An 18,206-nucleotide genomic window follows, 5' to 3' on the forward strand; every position below is an offset into this window, starting at 1 on the left:
ATATGTCAGTTTATAGAAATCTGCAACAAAAAAAGACTTCTCACAAAGAGAAGTCTCTTAATAAGTTTACTTAAAAGAATTTTAAAAGCACTCCGCCGTACTGAGCCAGCATAGGTCCAAATACGAGAGAAACAACTGTCATAAGCTTGATTAAAATATTGATTGAAGGTCCTGAAGTATCCTTGAACGGGTCACCTACAGTATCTCCTACAACTGCTGCCTTATGAGCATCGCTTCCTTTTCCTCCGTGTGTGCCACCTTCGATGTATTTCTTAGCATTATCCCATGCTCCACCTGAGTTTGACATAAATATAGCCATCAGAACACCTGTTACCAAAGCACCTGCCTGTAAACCTCCAAGAGCTTCAGTACCTAATAATAAGCCAACAAGCAATGGAACTACTACTGCTAACAGGCCAGGTATAATCATTTCTCTTAAAGCTGCTGCAGTTGAAATATCAACACATCTTCTGTAATCAGGCTTATCTTTACCTTCCATTATTCCAGGTAATTCTTTGAACTGTCTTCTTACTTCTTCTATCATAGAGAATGCTGCTTTACCAACTGCACTCATTGTGATTGCAGAGAACAGGAATGGAAGCATCCCACCTATAAATAATCCAGCAATAACTGTAGGTTCTGTTAAGCTTATAGATGTAATTCCAACTGCTTGTGTATATGATGCAAACAATGCCAAAGCAGTAAGCGCAGCTGATCCTATAGCAAATCCTTTACCGATAGCAGCTGTTGTATTTCCTACTGAGTCCAATTTATCTGTAATTTCTCTTACAGAGTGAGGCAATTCACACATTTCAGCAATACCACCTGCATTGTCTGAAATAGGACCGTAAGCATCTACTGCTACTGTCATACCTGCTGTTGAAAGCATACCTACAGCAGCAAGTGCTATACCGTACAAACCTTTAACAGCATCAATACCGTTTGATGTATAACCTGCTATTAAATAAGCACCGATGATACCAACTGCCAATACTATTATAGGGTATGCAGTTGATCTCATACCAACAGATAAACCGCTTATAATTGTAGTAGCAGCACCAGTTTCAGACTGCTCAGCAATTTCTTTAACATATTTATATTCATCTGAAGTATACATTTCAGTAATCTTAGCTATGATTAATCCTACAGCTGAGCCAAATACTATTGCCCAGAATGGAAGTCTGCTTCCTAGTATAGATTGACTAAGGAAAAATGCAGATACCATAACTATTAATGAACTTACATATGTACCCATGTTTAAAGCTTTTTGTGGGTTTGAACCTTCTTTTGCTTTTACAAACATTGTACCGATTATTGAAGCAACAATACCTACAGAAGCGATCATTAATGCGAAAAACACTCCTTCTCCGCCTTCATACGCGATAACTCCCAATGTAATTGCAGATACTATAGATCCTACATATGATTCAAATAAGTCAGCACCCATACCAGCAACGTCACCAACATTATCACCAACGTTATCTGCTATAACTGCAGGGTTCCTTGGATCGTCCTCAGGGATTCCTGATTCAACCTTACCAACAAGGTCTGCTCCAACATCGGCAGCTTTAGTATATATACCTCCGCCAACACGTGCAAATAAAGCAACTGATGAAGCTCCAAGACTGAATCCTGTTATAACACTTGCGTCTTTAAATATAAGCCAAAATCCACCTAATCCAAACAGACCCAAGCCTACTACAACCATACCCATTACAGAACCACCTGAAAAAGCAACGTCTAATGCTTTATTCATTCCTGATTCCTTAGCTGCGTTTGCTGTTCTTACGTTTGCCTTAGTAGCAACAGTCATACCAAAGTATCCTGCCAGAACAGAAAATCCAGAACCGATAGCATATGCTATTGCAGTTCCCCAGTTGATTGCCAGACCCAATACAATGAAAAGTATAATTGCAAAAATTCCAACTGACTTATATTCCCTTGCAAGGAACGCCATAGCACCTTCATGAATATATGAAGATATTTCTTTCATTCTTTCATTGCCTGGATTTACCTTGCTTATGCTGGATGCTTTATAAAAAGCGAACAGCAAAGCCAAAACTCCTACTATAGGAGCTATTATTATAGTGCCCATTTAATTCTTTCCTCCGTTGTTAAATAGATTTAATTATTAAGCGAAAGGTTTGACCAAACGCTTAACCACATGAAAATATATCCTAACATAACATTAGAATATAATACAAAACTATTATTGCCAAATAATAACAAATTATTACTGAATAGCTACCAATAATAGTGAAGCAATCAAGAAAATAATCGCTGATACTGCAGTTGCTTTTTCAAGTTTTCCCTCGTAACTTCTTCCTTTATTTCTTCCCCAGATTGATTCTGCACCGCCTGCTATCTCTCCTGACATACCGGCCTGCTTACCAGATTGAAGCAAAATGCTTCCAATAAGAAATAAACTTGCAATTATCAAAAATATTCTTACAACTGTTTCCATTCTAACACCTCCTGTTACTGTATCTCTAGAATAACATTTGAATTATAACATTAATAAATTATTTAATCAACATTTTTTAGTTAAGAATTACAAAATAGTTCGTTTTATAGCAGGAACTAGGGCAAAACCCAAATTCCTGCATAAATTTTTAGATTAATTTATTTAATGCTATAAAATGCATCCATACCGCTGTACTGAGCAGCTTCACCTAAAATATCTTCTAGTCTGAGCAATTGATTGTATTTTGCAACACGGTCTATTCTTGATGGAGCTCCGGTTTTTATTTGACCAGCATTCACCGCAATTACCAAATCAGAAATTGTAGTGTCATCTGTTTCTCCCGAACGGTGAGAAACTACTGCAGTGTAACCTGCCCTTTTAGCCATTTCTATTGCATCTAGTGTTTCAGTTATTGTTCCTATTTGATTTAATTTTATTAGAATTGAATTTGTTACTTTTAGTTCAATTCCCTTTTTGAGCCTTTCAGTGTTTGTTACAAATAAATCGTCTCCTATTAACTGAATCTTTGAGCCCAGTTTTTCCGTAAGCATCTTCCAGCCTTCCCAGTCCTCTTCATTCATGCCGTCTTCAATAGATATAATAGGATATTTGTTTACAAGATCCGAATAGAAATCCACAAGCTCTGACTGCGTGAATTTTCTTCCTTCACCCTCTAATGTGTATATTTTTGTTTCAGGATCAAATAGCTCTGTAGCAGCCACGTCGAGTGCAAGCATTACATCTTTTCCGGGAACGTATCCTGCCTTTTCAATAGCTTCAACAATTGTTGCCAAAGCTTCTTCATTTGATGAAAGATTTGGTGCAAATCCTCCTTCATCACCTACTGATGTGCTTAATCCCTTTGATTTAAGTACACTCTTCAGGCTGTGGAACACCTCTGCTCCCATTCTAAGAGCTTCTTTAAAACAGCAAGCTCCAACAGGCATAACCATAAATTCCTGAATATCAACATTATTATCAGCATGCTGACCGCCATTTAGAATATTCATCATAGGAACCGGAAGAACTTTAGCATTTACTCCGCCCAAATATTGATATAGCGGCAATCCCAGTGTATCAGCTGCTGCTTTAGCTGCTGCAACAGAAACGCCCAGTATTGCATTTGCTCCCAATTTTTCCTTGTTTGCTGTTCCGTCAAGGCTTATTAAAAGTTTATCTATAACTACCTGCTCTGCAGCATCTCTTCCTATTAGCTCCGGAGCTATTATATTGTTTACATTATCTACAGCGTTTTGAACTCCCTTGCCCAAGTATCTTTTTTTATCTCCGTCACGAAGCTCAACAGCCTCAAATGCTCCCGTTGATGCACCTGAAGGTACTCCTGCCTTACCATATCCGCCGCTCTCAGTCCAAACTTCGACTTCGATTGTAGGGTTTCCTCTTGAATCCAATATCTCTCTTGCGTAAACATCTGAAATAATTGTCATTTTATCGTTGACCTCCATTTATTTTGTTTTATGTACTATTAAACTCTGACCCGTCATTTCTACCGGTTTTTCTACTCCCATAAGCTCAAGCATTGTAGGAGCTATATCAGCCAGTATACCTTCTTTAAGTGTGAAGCATTTTCGATTTCTCACTACAATAAACGGAACCCTGTTTGTGGAATGAGCCGTTATTTTGGATAAATTTGCCGGATCAAGCATTTCTTCGCAGTTTCCGTGATCAGCAGCAATTATTGCCGTACCGTCTGACCTAATTATAAAGTTGACTATTTCGCCGAGGCATTTATCAACTGCCTCAACAGCTTTTATTGCTGCTTCAACATCACCAGTATGTCCAACCATATCAGGATTAGCAAAATTTATAATCATAACTTGGTACATATCCTTTTCCAATTCTTCCATGATCACATTTTTTAATTCAAACGCGCTCATTTCAGGCTTTAAATCATATGTTGGAACATCAGGTGAAGGAATCAACATCCTTACTTCATGTTTAAACGGTTCTTCAATTTCTCCGTTAAAGAAGTAAGTAACATGGGCATATTTTTCAGTTTCTGCAGCCCTAAGCTGTTTGTATCCTTTTGTACTTAAATATTCTCCAAGAGTATTTTTTACAAAATGAGGTTTAAATGCAATATCAACATTTTCAATAGTTTTATCATACAAAGTCATGCAAACAAATTTTACATTAACTTTTTTTCTGTCAAAATTATCAAAATCTTTATCAACAAATGCTCTCGTAATCTGTCTTGCCCTATCGGGCCTGAAATTGTAAAAAATTACGGCATCATTATCCTTTATTACAGTGGTTTCACCATTTTGATTTCTAATTATCAGAGGCTTGATAAACTCATCCGTAACACCGTTTATGTAAGACATCCTTATTGCATCTAACGGATCATCGAACTTTTCTCCTTCTCCATTAACTAGGGCGTTGTATGCCAATTCAACCCTGTCCCACTGCCTATTTCTGTCCATAGCATAGTATCTTCCCATAATTGAAGCAATACGTCCTGCCTTTATATTCTTAATTTTTTTCTCGAGTTCTTTTATGTAATTAGGGCTGCTCGTCGGGCTTACATCTCTTCCATCAGTTATGCAATGCACTGCAATATCATCGACATTGTTTTTCTTTGCCAGCTCCATAAGACTGAATAAATGAGATGTATGGCTGTGAACGCCGCCATCTGACAGCAGTCCTATAAAATGAAGAGTTGAATTGTTCTTCTTCACATGTTCAAAAGCAGAAATAATAGCCTCATTGGAATTGATTCCGCCTTCTTCAATAGATTTTGTTATTCTTGTAAAATCCTGATAAACAATTCTACCAGCTCCAATATTTAAATGTCCTACCTCTGAATTTCCCATTTGTCCCTTAGGAAGACCTACATCATATCCACTTGCAGACAAAGATGTATTTGGGTATTTTCGCATGAGCACATCAAAATTAGGTGTTTTTGCTCTTTTAATCGCATTTCCTTCATAGTCTTTTCCCAGTCCCCAGCCGTCAAGGATAATCAATGCTGTTACTTTGTTCATATATAACCTACCTTACTTAGCATAATTAATTATTTTTAGAAACTCATCTGCTTTTAAGCTTGCTCCACCTACTAATGCACCGTCAATATCAGATTCGCTTAATATTTCTTTAGCGTTGCTGCCCTTTACACTTCCACCGTACTGTATTATTACATTGTCGGCTGACTCTTTACTATATATCTCTGAAATGCATTTTCTTATAAAAGAAGCCATGTCATTTGCCTGCTTGCTTGATGCAGTTCTTCCTGTCCCGATTGCCCATATAGGCTCATACGCTACAGTTATTTTCTCCGCATCAGAAGCTTCTATATTATTAAAGGCCTTTGTAATCTGATTTCTGACTGTTTCCTTTTCAATGCCGCTGTCTCTTTGCTCAAGAGTTTCACCTACACATAGTATAGGAATTATACCATACTCCAATGCAGACTTCAATTTCTTATTGACAGTTTCATCTGTTTCATTAAAATATTGTCTTCTTTCAGAATGACCTATAATAACATATTCAATTCCCATTTCTTTTAACATCAACGGTGATATTTCGCCTGTATATGCTCCTTTATCCTCAAAATGCATATTTTGTGCGCCTATTTTGATATTTGAGTTTTTTAAAACTTCCTTAACTGAATATAAAGATGTAAAAGTCGGACATATGAGTACATCCACATTATTATCAAATTCTCCTGACAATGATTTTAAATTTTCTGCAAGCATCAAACTTTGCTCAATGTCATTGTTCATTTTCCAATTTCCGGCTATCAATGTTTTTCTCATACTAATCCTCCTATTTATTGTCAACCGCGTCTATTCCGGGAAGCACTTTTCCTTCTAAAAATTCCAGAGATGCTCCTCCTCCGGTAGATATATGAGTTATTTTATCGGCGAGGCCTGCTTTTTCAACAGCTGCAGCACTATCTCCTCCTCCTATAATGGAAATTACCTCTTTGTTTTCGGCAATACATTTAGCAATTGAGTTTGTTCCTTTTGCAAAATTTTCCATTTCAAACACTCCAAGCGGACCGTTCCATATAACAGTTCCTGACGCACGTATAACATCACTGAATGCTGCGACGGTTTTTTCTCCGATATCCAATCCCATATAATCATCAGGTATTTTATCCGAATCAACTGTCACAAAATCTGCGTCATTTTTAAATTCCTTAGCGGCTACTGTATCCACAGGCAACAACAGCTTGACATTTTTACTTCTTGCTTTTTCCGTTAATTCCTTAGCAAGGCTTACTTTTTCTTCTTCGAGCAAAGAATTTCCGATTGAATGTCCATTTGCTTTCAAAAATGTATATGCCATTCCTCCACCTATCAAAATATTATCGGCAATATTCAGCAGGTTTTCTATTACAGCAATTTTATCTGATACCTTAGCTCCACCCAGTATAGCTGTAAGAGGTTTTTTAGGATTTTCAAGTGCATTTCCCATAACCTCTATTTCCTTTTCTACAAGAAAGCCCACAGCAGAAGGAAGATATTTGCATACTCCCGCATTTGATGCATGTGCTCTATGAGCAGTTCCAAATGCATCGTTAACAAATAAATCAGCCATTGAAGCTAAGTCTTTTGAAAATTCTTCACCATTCTTCTCTTCTTCTTTCCTGTATCGAGTGTTTTGAAGAAGTATAACCTCACCTGCTTTTAGCAGAGAAGCTCTTTTTTTTACATTATCATCAACTACCGCATCACAGTTTTCAAATATTACTTTTCTGTCCAACAGTATTCTCAGTCTCTCAGCCACAGGCAACAACGAATACTTCTGATTTGCTTCTCCTTTAGGCCTTCCCAAATGAGACATGATAATCAGCGAAGCACCTTTATCCAAAAGGTAGTTCAAAGTAGGAAGTGAGCTTTTTATTCTTATGTCATCAGTTATATTTCTGTTTTCATCCAAGGGAACATTGAAATCACATCTTACTAAAACTCTCTTGTTCTTAACATCAATATCTCTTAAAGTTTTTTTGTTCATACAATCCTCCATAACAATAGCTGAACCTCAGAAGAACATCAGCAATATTAATTTCGCTGTTATTCACTCTCGTTCAGCTATAGTTTAATTATTTCATTGATCCCCAGTACTTAGCAAGTCTTACTAATTGGGCAGTAAACGACATTTCATTGTCATACCATGTTATAAGCTTAATCATTTGTTTTCCGTCACGTTCAAGTATTTGAGTTGATAACGCATCAAATATACTTGCATAATGGCTGCCTATAACATCACTTGAAACTATTGGATCTTCTGTGTAAGCCAATGTTTCATTAGATGCTTCCTTAACAGCTTTATTTATTTCTTCAACTGTAGTGTTTCTTTTTAATTCAACAGTTAAGTCTACAACAGAGCCTGTAACTGTAGGAACTCTAAGAGCTATGCCGTCTAATTTTCCTTCTAATTCAGGCAGAACTTTTCCAACAGTCTTTGCCGCACCAGTTGCTGTAGGAACGATGTTCGCTGCTGCTGCACGACCTCTTCTTGCCATAATTCCCTTCTTATGTGAGTTATCATGGATGTTCTGGTCATTTGTGTATGCATGAACAGTTGTCATTAAACCTTTTTCAATTCCAAATGAATCATTTAATACTTTTGCCAGAGGAGCCAGACAGTTTGTTGTGCAGGAAGCTGCTGATATTACAGTTTCAGTTCCGTCAAGTATTTCATGGTTAACATTGTATACGATTGTTTTCAAATCTCCTTTTCCAGGAGCTGACAACAATACTTTTTTAGCTCCAGCTCTGATATGAGCCTGTGCTTTTTCAGCATCATTAAATTTACCTGTGCAGTCTATTACAAGATCAATATCAAGTTCTTTCCAATTGCAGTTTTCAGGATCCTTATTGCTCGATGTAATAATTTCATTTCCATCTACTATCAATGCATTTTCATTGTATGTAATTTTGTCCGTCATAAAGTTTCCGTGAGCTGTATCATATTTCAGCAGATAAGCCAATGTCTCGGCACTTGAATTTGTATTTATTGCCATTACCTTAAAATTGCTATCCTGTGTCATTAGCCTTAATGCAAGCCTTCCGATTCTTCCAAATCCGTTAATTGCTACTTTTACCATATTATCCTCCAATTATAAATATAATTAATTTAGTTATTCTTATCTATAATTCTAATATCCTTTTTGCAGCTGCTTCATCTGTAATAAGGATAAAATTATTATTAAATTTAGAAATTGAATAAATAGCTTCCGCCTTAGAGCTTCCGCCGGCAACACCTACTGCGTTTTTTATTGACCTGAAGTTATCCATGGTTATTCCCACAGAGTTAGTGTGCATTTTTACATTGCCGTCTTTGTCGAAAAAATATCCAAAAGCCTCTGCAGTTAATCTCTCCGACTCAATTATATTAAAAACACGTTTGTCTGATTTTCTTCTTATTGCCATATCTCTGGCATTACCAAGTCCGAAAACCAACAAGTCTATTCGCTGAATGTCTTCAAGAACATCGTTTATAAGCTTATTATTTTTTAATATGCCTAATTCTGTTTCATCCAGATTATCCGGAATGTGCAAAAGCTTGTATGAAGCATCCAGTTTTTCGGCTAAATTAGCAGCAATGGTATTTGCCTGTATCTCAAGTTCCTCGCTTAATCCGCCTCTGGCAGGAAGAACTAAAAGATTTCTAATTCCTTTTTTTCTCTTCATCTGATTGACTACGCACGCCATTGTGGTTCCGCCTGATATTCCTAAAACTGTATCATTTCTTATTAGATCCTTTACAATTTCAGCAGCTTTTTTACCAAGGTCAATAAATGTAAAGCTGTCCTTATCCGCATCTCCGGAAACCACCGCTACTCTTTTAAGTCTTAGCTTTTCCATAAGTTTTAATTCTATTTCAGACAAATTTTTAATATAATAAAATGTATTATGTATATCTGAAAGCAAGCTTAAGCCCATTCCGGTCAAGCTTACTCCGGCAGCCTGAATATCAAGCAAATCCATTTCCTTTAATTTATCAATTTCTGCACGCATAATCCTTTCAGAAATTCCAAGTTTTGCTGATAAGTTTCTTCTGCCAATCGGCTGAAAAGTGCTTATAATTTTAAGAATTTCATATCTCTTCATTAATAAATCAAAAGTTTCAGGAACTATTCTATTTTGTATTTCAAGTATTTTGTTTATATCCATACACCCTCCGGGATATAATATGTCCCATATATGCACTTTGTGTCCCTAGCATCATTTTACCATATTTCTCTTATATTGCAATACTAATTTAAAATTTTTTGAATTTTTAATTTGATAAAAAAAGAAATGTTAAAAAGAAATGTGTTATACTATTACGATTTGTATGCTCAAATATGTTCTACAGTTAAAATTATATCACACTAAATAATTTATGTACAGCAAAAAATAAAAAAGAGCGTACGTAATTGTACGTTCTGATTTATGCTTTATCAAAACCTTCTTCTCATTGAAGATGAAGGTATTCTCATCTCATCTCTGTATTTCGCTACAGTTCTTCTTGAAATTTTTATACCTTCGGCACTTAACATTTCTGCAATCTTTTGGTCACTCATGGGTTTTTGAGAATTTTCTCCGTTAATCAAATTTTGTATTTGAGTCTTAACACTTGTTGATGAAATTCCATCGCCTCCGGTTTCACTAATACTGCTTGCAAAGAAATATTTTAATTCAAACAGTCCTCTTGGCGTCTGAACATATTTTCCGTTTGTTGCTCTGCTTACTGTAGATTCATGCACACCAATATCGTCAGCCACGTCTTTCAACACCAAAGGCTTCAATGCCGTCTTGCCTTCTTCAAAAAATCTTCTCTGAAATTTTAGTATTGATTCAGTAACCTTGTACAATGTCATTCTTCTTTGTTCAATGCTCTTAATAAGCCACATTGATGAATTAAGCTTATCATTTACAAATTTATTTGCTTCCTTGTCGGCCAAATTGTTAATCATGCTTTTATAGTAGCTGCTTATAGTGATCGTAGGAAGATTATTGTCATTTACGATTATTACATATTCATCATTTATTTTTTCTATAGTAACATCAGGAACTATATACCTTATATTATCCGAATCTACAATGAATCCTCTGGACGGCTTTGGTTCAAGCATTTTGATTATGTCACACAGGCCTTGAACTCTCGTAACACTTATTTTTAAATCCTTCGCAATCTTTTGCACCTTGTTTAATGCAATTTCCTCCAGATAATTTTCAGCTATAATATATGCATTCTTATCCTGTATTCCTTTTTCTCTGAGCTGTATCATAAGGCATTCGCTCAAGTTTCTTGCCGCTACTCCAACCGGATCAAAAGTTTGTATCAACCTTAAAATTCTTTCTATTTCTATGACGTCTTCATTCAGCAGCAAGCTTATATCCTGAAGGGAGCATCCCAAGTACCCTTTATTGTCAAGAGACTCTATTATAAATTCACCTATTCTCTTTTCCTTGCTTGTCTTTACAGAAACCCCAAGCTGCACCATAAGATGATCTTTTAAAGACATTTTTTTTGAAGTGTAGCTTTCAAATGATTGCCTTTCATCTGAATCGGTATTTCTCTCATATGCCTTATAACTTAAATCGTCATACCTCTCTGTGACTTCCTTCCAATCGATTTCATCTTTGCTATCGTTTTTATCATAATTAGATTCATCACCCGTATTTTCTGTTGAACCAGATTCCTGATTTTTGCTGTCAGCTGATTCAAGAAAAGGATTTACCTCCAATTGCTTGTATATAAACTCCATTAACTCAACATTGTTGAATTGCAGAATTTGAATAGCTTGTCTCAATTCAGGCGTCATTATAAGCTTTTGAGTTTGTGATAAGTTTAGTTCAAAACCCATTTTCATAATATCACTCCTTGTTGATATCTATTATACCAAGTTTTATTAAAATTTCAATATTTATTATATCATTAAGCAATTATAATTATTGTACATCATTATAATTTGAATTCCTATTATTGCTTCCAGTATATCATTATACCAAAAATTTATTAATTATGCTAAACTAATTTATATTAAATTTAAAATATTACTTGATTTTTATAAATAATGAGTGTATACTGACGTCTAATAAAACATGTTGGATGAAGTTGGCGGAAGATTATAAATTAACCGTCAATGGACATAACTCTGGAGAGACTCACTTGAGCACCGAAGGGGAAAGTTACGTAATGTAATGAAACTCTCAGGTAAAAGAACAGAGATATAAAATACTAGGTATTTTTATTTTTGTTGTTAAAAGAAAGAGACTTCCAAGTCTCTTTTTTGTATTTTCGGCAGAAAGGAAGCCAATATTTTGTGTGAAGCGGTTATGCCCTGACTTTCATCCACAACTAAATATTTGGAGGACATAATGAAAGGTATAATAACAATAATAGGGAAAGACAAAACTGGCATAATTGCCGGCATTTCAACTCTTTTATCAAATTGCAGCATAAATATTCTTGACATTAACCAGACAGTAATGAGAGAGTACTTTACAATGATAATGTTGGTTGATTTAGATAAAATGAACATAGGATTCGCTGACCTGCAGCAGCACCTTAACAAAAAAGGTGATGAATTATGTATGAATATTAGAATACAACGAGAAGATATTTTTGACAAAATGTATGAAATATAAGGAGACAAAATGATTAATTATAAAAATATACTTGAAACCATTAATATGGTTGATAAATTAAAATTTGACATTAGAACTATTACAATGGGAATTTCACTTTTAGACTGTGCAGATACAGATGGTCAAAAATCCAGGAATAAAATATATGATAAAATAACGCGATTATCTGAACATTTTGTTGAAACAGCTGAAAAAACCGAAAAAGAATTTGGTATCCCCATTATAAACAAAAGAATTTCCGTAACTCCCGTTTCATTAATTGCAGGTTCATGCAATGACACCGACTATGTAAAATTTGCACAGACTCTAGACAAAGCTGCAGATACAGCCGGAGTTGACTTCATAGGAGGATACTCTGCTCTAGTTCAAAAAGGGTTTACTAAGGGAGATTTAATCTTAATAAATTCAATTCCTGAAGCTTTGGCTTCAACAGAAAAAGTTTGTTCTTCAATTAACGTAGCTTCAACTAAAGCAGGTATAAATATGGATGCAATAAAGTTAATGGGCAAAATTGTTAAAGATACCGCTTATCTTACAAGAGATAACAACAGCATTGGTTGTGCAAAATTGGTTATATTCGCAAATGCTGTTGAGGACAATCCCTTTATGGCAGGAGCATTTCATGGGCCCGGACAACCTGAAGCTTCAATAAATGTAGGCGTAAGCGGCCCCGGAGTCGTTAAAAACGCACTTGAACAAATAAGGGGTCAGGACTTCACATCAGTATGCGAGACAATAAAGAAAACAGCTTTTAAGCTTACAAGAGCCGGAGAAGTTGTTGCAAAGGAAATTTCACAAATATTGGACATACCATTTGGCATAATGGATTTATCTCTTGCTCCTACTGCAGATATAGGTGATAGTGTTGCAAGAATTCTGGAAGAAATAGGGCTTGAAAGCTGCGGAGCTCACGGTACAACTGCAGCCCTGGCACTGCTAAATGATGCCGTTAAAAAGGGAGGAATTATGGCTTCTTCAAACGTGGGAGGCTTGAGCGGCGCTTTTATACCTGTAAGTGAGGACGAAGGAATGATAAATGCAGTTAACAGAGGTTCTTTGGTCATTGAAAAACTTGAAGCAATGACTTGTGTTTGTTCAGTGGGATTAGATATGATTGCTATACCGGGAGATACAAAAGCAAGCACAATTTCTGCAATAATGGCTGATGAATGTGCCATAGGTGTTATTAATCAGAAAACAACAGCCGTAAGATTAATTCCGGTATACGGAAAAAGCCTAGGCGATACGGCAGAATTTGGAGGTCTGCTGGGCAGAGCACCAATAATGCCTGTAAGTAAATTTTCAAGCGATAAATTCATAGAAAGAGGAGGTAAAATACCTGCTCCGATACACAGCTTTAAAAATTAGAATTATCTATGCAGTGCTTTTCTTCAAATAATATGGGCAGGTGCAAGAAGCACTGCCCATAATGTTAAAAAAGTCCGTCTGCATTACGATGCCTTGCGCAGGACGAACTTTTTCAACAACCTTCCACAGGTATCAACAATCAGATTTTTCTTTAGCAATATACTCATTTTCGGCAAGAATTTCAATTGCCTTATCAATATTTGCATCATTTACTAAAATTATAGGTCCGGTACATCCCATTCCGCTTTCAGCGTAAATTCCGTTTTTCCATAAAAGCTTAACGGCATCTTCCAAGTCCATTATTTCAACACCTGAAATCTGAGAAGTTACCACTTGTTTTTCCGGAGCCTTTATTTCTTCTTCGGCAGGCTTTTTAGAAGATTTAAGCCCGCTTAATATTTCTGTCAGGCCGGCCTTGTGAGCCTTTTCAAATTCCTTTTTAGCTATTTCAAGGCATCCTCCCTTAACCAGCTCAGCAGCAAATTTGATTGCTCCTTCAACCAGCGGCGAACCTGAAGCTCTTGAAATAATAAGAATCAGTTTATCAAAGTTTTCTCCTATTCCGGGGCCGTAGCCATATCCTAATGATTCGTAGCTTCCGCCTGTTGTATAGGAAGAAAAGATTTTTATCATTAAATTTCCTGTCAGCGAATCCATTACCATGACGTCTGCAGAACCTGTTAGAAGGTCATTTCCTCTCATAACAGCACCGCCGTCTGCTCTTTGTGATGCTGCGAAGTTTATGTCGTAACCTTGGTCTTTAAGTTTCTTAAGTGCTATTTCTGTTTGTCTTGCTCCGTCAACATTTAATATACCTACTGTAGGATTTTTTATCCCGCATGCTTTGGCTGTTATTATGCCGTAAATAGCATTTTTAACCATACCTTCCACTTTATCGGTTGAGGATGTTCCTGTTGTTGTTGCTATGAACATCTCTTTTCCTTTTCCGGGAGTTACTACTCTTCCTACTGTTGAAACTCCTATGGGGAATGGATAATGCATCGTTACCGCTGCATCTACTTCTTTGGAATTAAGTAGTGATTCCATGGTTGTATGTGCTTCGTCTTCTGTATTTACAAATGCTGTTTTTACACCTTCTGCTTCTTTTGATCCGATTACGGTAGTATCTATTCCGCTTTTTGCTGCTTTTACTGCTGCTGAATAAATATTATCTTCACCGTGTTCGCTTCCCATGGCAGTAACGGCTACCTTCGGCTTCTGTCCGTATTCTCCGCTAATCAGTGTGTCTGCCAGCTGATCGAACACTTTGCCTATTATTTGTTTTACTTGTTTTTCAGACATATAAATGCCCTCCTATTCTGCCAATAGATTTGAAGCGAAGTTCTTCAGAGCTTCTGCAATAAGTCCTTTTACTTTTTCCTCTGAAATTGTTGACTGCGGTTCTTGTTCTCCTTTATTTGCTTCAATAATAAAGGATACGCCGTCAAACAGGTTTGTCATTCTTCCTAGGAAGAGACTTCCTTTTCCTACTATCATAGTATTTTTTATTTTTCCGTCCATGATATCTTGTCTGCAGAATCCTATGTAAGGAACTCCTGAAGGTATATGTCCTTGTGTAGGTGCCCAGCCAACCATACCATGTTTAGCTGTGAACTCTGCTAATTCTTTTCTCTCCATGTGACCCATTTTTACTGCCAGGGCTCCTATCATCTTGTAGTTTGCCAATGGCACATCTCCTGCTCCTGCTGGTTTTGTTATGTCTGGGTTTTGCATTTCTACTGAGTATTTATCTACATCTGTTATTTTCATGCCTGCTTTTTCTAAGGATGAAACTAATGATGATATAACTGCCTGTGGTGATGATCCTGTTCCTACTGTGTGTTTTCCTACCAGGTCTAGGTTTATTTCGGGGCTTACTCCGTCATTTTTGCTTATGAGTATGGCAAAGCCGCCTAATACGTCTTCTAAAATCGGAAGTCCTTTTTTTATGTGGTCTTTTCCGTTCATTCCAAGTTTTGCTGTGCATCCACCGGCGGATACTACAACGTTGTTGAATACTCCTGCTTTTACTAATGCTGCTGCTTCTATCAGCGCATGGGTCGGTCCTGCACAGAATCCTCTTGTGTCTGATCCTGTTGCATTTACAAATCCTGCTACTTCTGCGCAGGCTTTTGCAAAGTTTCCTCCGCCTCTTTGGTTCATATCTCCGCATGCTTCTTCGCAGCAGTCTATTACATAGTCTATTTCTTCTTTGTTTATGTCGTTTTTGTATGTGAGGTTTAATAATGCAAGTACGTTTGATGCTTTTGATACTAAGTTTTCCATCATTACATGGGCGCTTAGGTTAACGTCTATGTCGTGTGCTCTTTTTACGCAGCCTACTAGTTTGCCGTCGTTGTATAATGGTTCTGAATGTTCTTCATCAACGTATTTTTTTATTGTTTCTGCTTCTTCTCCCTGCTTGATTCTGCTTAGCAATGCTTCATCAAATAATGGATGTTTTTCAAGCTTTGCTTTTGTTTCGGCTAAGAAGTTGTTTTCTATTTTTACAAGGTCGAATACGTCACACATCTGCATCAGAACTATAAATTCGTCCTGCGGCATTATTTCTCCGAATTTTCCCCATCTTTCTGCTTTTTCGAGCTTTTTGTCGTTCCATGGCTGTGCGTATCCTGCAAGTTCTTCTGGTGTTATGTTTCCTATATATGTCTGGTTTGGAAGATAGTTCACTACTTCTTCAAAGGTTCTCAGGTGGTCTTTTATTTGTTTTAGGTATTCTGAGTTTGGATTTACGGTTCTTTCAGTTGTTTGGGTTGTTCCGTTATGGATAACCATATCAGGAGTAAATGCCAATATATAGCTGGCTCCTTTTATTACACTGTTCATAATAACCTCCGTTATTCAAAATTTGCTTCGCATTTCTGCGAAGCAAATAAATTCGATTGTCTATATAAAGTACTAAATATTAAAGATATTTACAATAGTCTTCTCTTATTGGTGTCATTTCGCTTATTATATCGTCAACATCCAATACCATTTCCATCATACTGATTTGCTCGTCGTAAACGGCTTCGTCTACTTCTTCTTTTATTTCTGGTTCGCACACGTGGAATACTGAGAGTCCTAACTGAACTCCTGTCAATGGACCTGCAAATGTTGGGTCTCCGTTTGTTACGGTTTCTGCAGCTAATCCTGCTGCTTCTCCTTCTGCTGCTCCAAGTACTACTACTAGGTTCTCTGCACCGTACTTTTCTGCAAATTCTTTAACCCTTTTTTGATTTTCCAAATCCATTGCTCCTGCGCTTGTTCAGACGAAGCATTCTGTTGATGAAAATACTGTTTCGCCGCCTGCGGTTTTTACGCATTCTTCTATGGCTGGTCCTGGTATTCCATCTCTGTCGCCTATTATTATTACTTTTTTACCTTTTAATAAGCTCATTTTTTTCCTCCTTATTTGGTTTTTTTGTTATATATATTTTTTTATCATTGCTTCTACATTGTCGGGTGTAGCGTCTTCTTTTATGAGTTCTTCTACTTTTTCTCCGTCTTTATAGATTGCAATAACTGGTAAGCCAAGTACTTTCTGTCCTATTGCTACTCTTCTTGCTTTTGTTGTGTTTAGTTTTGTGAATTTTATTTTGCCGTCGTATTTTTCTGACAGTGCTTCTACGTGGGGCATTAATGCTTCGCATGGTGCGCATCCGTCTCCGAAAAAGTCTACTAATATGTATCCTTCGCCTTTTAATACTTCTGGTTCAAATGTGGTTTTATCGAGTACTAACATTCTTTCCCTCCTATAATGATTCTATATATTTTTCTGCCTGTACTGCTGCTATGGCTCCGTCTCCGGCTGCCGTAACTACTTGTCTCAGGCTTTTTACTCTAATATCTCCGGCTGCGTATACGCCTTCTATGTTTGTTTTCATGTTTTCGTCGGTTTCTACATAGCCTCTTTCTAATTTAAGTATTCCTTCGTACAGTTTGGTCTTTGGCTCGTATCCTATGAATACGAATATACCGAATGTACCGTCTTCTTCGTCGGCTTTTATTTCTGTTGTTTCTTTGGTTTTTACATTTTCTAAAACCATTGTATCTACTATGCCGTCGCCTTTTATTTCTTTTACTACTGAATCCCATATAAAGTTAATTTTTGGATTTGCTTTGGCTTTTTCTTGTATTGATTTTGCGGCTCTTAATTCGTCTCTTCTGTGTATTATGGATACTTTTCTTGCGAATTTTGTCAGATACATTGCTTCTTCTACTGCTGTGTCTCCGCCTCCTACAACGAATACTTCAAAGTCTTCGAAGAATGCTCCGTCGCAAGTCGCACAGTATGAAACGCCTTTTCCTGTAAATACTTTCTCTCCGGGGCATCCTATTGGTTTGGATGTTGCTCCTCCGGCGATTATTACTGTTTTTCCTACGTATTCGCCTTTTTTTCCTACTAGTACTTTTTCTTTGCCTTCGAGTTTTACTTCTACTATTTCATCGTATACTTTTTCGGCTCCAAAATGTTTTGCCTGTTCTGCCATCCTGTCAATCAATGTAGGTCCTGATTCTCCTTCCAGGCAGCCTGGATAGTTTTCTACTTCTGATGTGAGCGCTATTTGCCCTCCGTCTTTTTCTTTTTCGATTATCAAAGTGCTCAGTCTTGCTCTTCCGGCATACAGCCCTGCTGATAATCCCGCCGGTCCTGCTCCGACTATTAAAACGTCATATACTTTGCTCATTTCACACCTCTTTTCTAGCGTTGTTATAAAACTTTTTTATACTATGACCTCATTTTAACATAATCATGATTATAT

The 18,206-nt window shown here is 36.8% G+C and carries 16 protein-coding genes and 1 riboswitch; of the genes, 2 read left to right on the top strand and 14 right to left on the bottom strand.

Features of this window, described 5'->3' with window-relative positions:
• Positions 1–70: 70 nt before the first annotated feature.
• From RBQ61_RS12110 to rpoN, 9 genes are all read right to left on the bottom strand, one after another.
• Positions 71–2,095 (bottom strand): sodium-translocating pyrophosphatase, encoded by a 2,025-nt coding sequence (locus RBQ61_RS12110; protein WP_308137570.1) that lies wholly within the window; start codon positions 2,093–2,095, stop codon positions 71–73.
• 138 nt (positions 2,096–2,233) lie between these two features.
• Positions 2,234–2,464 (bottom strand): preprotein translocase subunit SecG, encoded by a 231-nt coding sequence (gene secG / locus RBQ61_RS12115; protein ID WP_213924319.1) that lies wholly within the window; start codon positions 2,462–2,464, stop codon positions 2,234–2,236.
• Between the two features lie 158 nt (positions 2,465–2,622).
• A complete protein-coding gene (gene eno / locus RBQ61_RS12120; RefSeq protein WP_308137571.1) occupies positions 2,623–3,912 on the bottom strand; it encodes a phosphopyruvate hydratase in 1,290 nt (429 codons plus the stop codon).
• An 18-nt stretch (positions 3,913–3,930) separates the two neighbouring features.
• Positions 3,931–5,469, bottom strand: coding sequence for a 2,3-bisphosphoglycerate-independent phosphoglycerate mutase (gene gpmI / locus RBQ61_RS12125; RefSeq protein ID WP_308137572.1), 1,539 nt, complete (start codon positions 5,467–5,469; stop codon positions 3,931–3,933).
• A 12-nt stretch (positions 5,470–5,481) separates the two neighbouring features.
• On the bottom strand, positions 5,482–6,240 hold the full coding sequence (tpiA, locus tag RBQ61_RS12130; RefSeq protein WP_308137573.1) for a triose-phosphate isomerase: 759 nt from the start codon (positions 6,238–6,240) through the stop codon (positions 5,482–5,484).
• A gap of 10 nt (positions 6,241–6,250) precedes the next feature.
• Positions 6,251–7,444 carry a phosphoglycerate kinase gene (gene pgk, locus RBQ61_RS12135; RefSeq protein ID WP_308137574.1) on the bottom strand — a complete coding sequence of 398 codons (1,194 nt, stop codon included), beginning with the start codon at positions 7,442–7,444 and terminating at the stop codon, positions 6,251–6,253.
• Between the two features lie 88 nt (positions 7,445–7,532).
• Positions 7,533–8,540, bottom strand: coding sequence for a type I glyceraldehyde-3-phosphate dehydrogenase (gap, locus tag RBQ61_RS12140; protein WP_308137575.1), 1,008 nt, complete (start codon positions 8,538–8,540; stop codon positions 7,533–7,535).
• Between the two features lie 43 nt (positions 8,541–8,583).
• Positions 8,584–9,609 (bottom strand): sugar-binding transcriptional regulator, encoded by a 1,026-nt coding sequence (locus tag RBQ61_RS12145; protein ID WP_308137577.1) that lies wholly within the window; start codon positions 9,607–9,609, stop codon positions 8,584–8,586.
• Between the two features lie 269 nt (positions 9,610–9,878).
• A complete protein-coding gene (gene rpoN, locus RBQ61_RS12150; protein WP_308137578.1) occupies positions 9,879–11,294 on the bottom strand; it encodes an RNA polymerase factor sigma-54 in 1,416 nt (471 codons plus the stop codon).
• Between the two features lie 275 nt (positions 11,295–11,569).
• Positions 11,570–11,660: riboswitch (glycine riboswitch) on the top strand.
• 142 nt (positions 11,661–11,802) lie between these two features.
• On the opposite strand from rpoN, the gene RBQ61_RS12155 reads away from it, so the two are divergent.
• Together RBQ61_RS12155 and RBQ61_RS12160 are read left to right on the top strand one after the other, a co-directional pair.
• A complete protein-coding gene (locus tag RBQ61_RS12155; protein WP_308137579.1) occupies positions 11,803–12,072 on the top strand; it encodes an ACT domain-containing protein in 270 nt (89 codons plus the stop codon).
• A 9-nt stretch (positions 12,073–12,081) separates the two neighbouring features.
• The gene (locus RBQ61_RS12160; RefSeq protein ID WP_308137580.1) at positions 12,082–13,440 is read left to right on the top strand and encodes a PFL family protein; all 1,359 of its coding nucleotides are present in this window, start codon (positions 12,082–12,084) and stop codon (positions 13,438–13,440) included.
• Between the two features lie 132 nt (positions 13,441–13,572).
• Here RBQ61_RS12160 and grdD read toward each other — a convergent pair whose 3' ends face one another.
• The 5 genes from grdD to trxB form a co-directional block, all read right to left on the bottom strand.
• On the bottom strand, positions 13,573–14,742 hold the full coding sequence (grdD, locus tag RBQ61_RS12165) for a glycine/sarcosine/betaine reductase complex component C subunit alpha (RefSeq protein WP_308137581.1): 1,170 nt from the start codon (positions 14,740–14,742) through the stop codon (positions 13,573–13,575).
• A 12-nt stretch (positions 14,743–14,754) separates the two neighbouring features.
• Positions 14,755–16,287 (bottom strand): glycine/sarcosine/betaine reductase complex component C subunit beta, encoded by a 1,533-nt coding sequence (grdC, locus tag RBQ61_RS12170; protein WP_308137582.1) that lies wholly within the window; start codon positions 16,285–16,287, stop codon positions 14,755–14,757.
• A gap of 79 nt (positions 16,288–16,366) precedes the next feature.
• Positions 16,367–16,840, bottom strand: coding sequence for a glycine/sarcosine/betaine reductase complex selenoprotein A (gene grdA / locus RBQ61_RS12175; protein WP_308137583.1), 474 nt, complete (start codon positions 16,838–16,840; stop codon positions 16,367–16,369).
• Between the two features lie 27 nt (positions 16,841–16,867).
• The gene (locus tag RBQ61_RS12180; RefSeq protein WP_308137584.1) at positions 16,868–17,185 is read right to left on the bottom strand and encodes a co-chaperone YbbN; all 318 of its coding nucleotides are present in this window, start codon (positions 17,183–17,185) and stop codon (positions 16,868–16,870) included.
• Between the two features lie 10 nt (positions 17,186–17,195).
• The gene (trxB, locus tag RBQ61_RS12185; RefSeq protein ID WP_308137585.1) at positions 17,196–18,131 is read right to left on the bottom strand and encodes a thioredoxin-disulfide reductase; all 936 of its coding nucleotides are present in this window, start codon (positions 18,129–18,131) and stop codon (positions 17,196–17,198) included.
• Positions 18,132–18,206 lie beyond the last annotated feature (75 nt).

It is taken from the genome of Sedimentibacter sp. MB35-C1 (genome assembly GCF_030913635.1).
Lineage (GTDB): Bacteria > Bacillota > Clostridia > Tissierellales > Sedimentibacteraceae > Sedimentibacter.

Excerpts from the sequence above, each read along its gene's own strand:
- RBQ61_RS12110 (WP_308137570.1), bottom strand. The coding sequence starts at position 2,095 with ATGGGCACTATAATAATAGCTCCTATAGTAGGAGTTTTGGCTTTGCTG.
- secG (WP_213924319.1), bottom strand. The coding sequence starts at position 2,464 with ATGGAAACAGTTGTAAGAATATTTTTGATAATTGCAAGTTTATTTCTT.
- eno (WP_308137571.1), bottom strand. The coding sequence starts at position 3,912 with ATGACAATTATTTCAGATGTTTACGCAAGAGAGATATTGGATTCAAGA.
- gpmI (WP_308137572.1), bottom strand. The coding sequence starts at position 5,469 with ATGAACAAAGTAACAGCATTGATTATCCTTGACGGCTGGGGACTGGGA.
- tpiA (WP_308137573.1), bottom strand. The coding sequence starts at position 6,240 with ATGAGAAAAACATTGATAGCCGGAAATTGGAAAATGAACAATGACATT.
- pgk (WP_308137574.1), bottom strand. The coding sequence starts at position 7,444 with ATGAACAAAAAAACTTTAAGAGATATTGATGTTAAGAACAAGAGAGTT.
- gap (WP_308137575.1), bottom strand. The coding sequence starts at position 8,540 with ATGGTAAAAGTAGCAATTAACGGATTTGGAAGAATCGGAAGGCTTGCA.
- RBQ61_RS12145 (WP_308137577.1), bottom strand. The coding sequence starts at position 9,609 with ATGGATATAAACAAAATACTTGAAATACAAAATAGAATAGTTCCTGAA.
- rpoN (WP_308137578.1), bottom strand. The coding sequence starts at position 11,294 with ATGAAAATGGGTTTTGAACTAAACTTATCACAAACTCAAAAGCTTATA.
- RBQ61_RS12155 (WP_308137579.1), top strand. The coding sequence starts at position 11,803 with ATGAAAGGTATAATAACAATAATAGGGAAAGACAAAACTGGCATAATT.
- RBQ61_RS12160 (WP_308137580.1), top strand. The coding sequence starts at position 12,082 with ATGATTAATTATAAAAATATACTTGAAACCATTAATATGGTTGATAAA.
- grdD (WP_308137581.1), bottom strand. The coding sequence starts at position 14,742 with ATGTCTGAAAAACAAGTAAAACAAATAATAGGCAAAGTGTTCGATCAG.
- grdC (WP_308137582.1), bottom strand. The coding sequence starts at position 16,287 with ATGAACAGTGTAATAAAAGGAGCCAGCTATATATTGGCATTTACTCCT.
- RBQ61_RS12180 (WP_308137584.1), bottom strand. The coding sequence starts at position 17,185 with ATGTTAGTACTCGATAAAACCACATTTGAACCAGAAGTATTAAAAGGC.
- trxB (WP_308137585.1), bottom strand. The coding sequence starts at position 18,131 with ATGAGCAAAGTATATGACGTTTTAATAGTCGGAGCAGGACCGGCGGGA.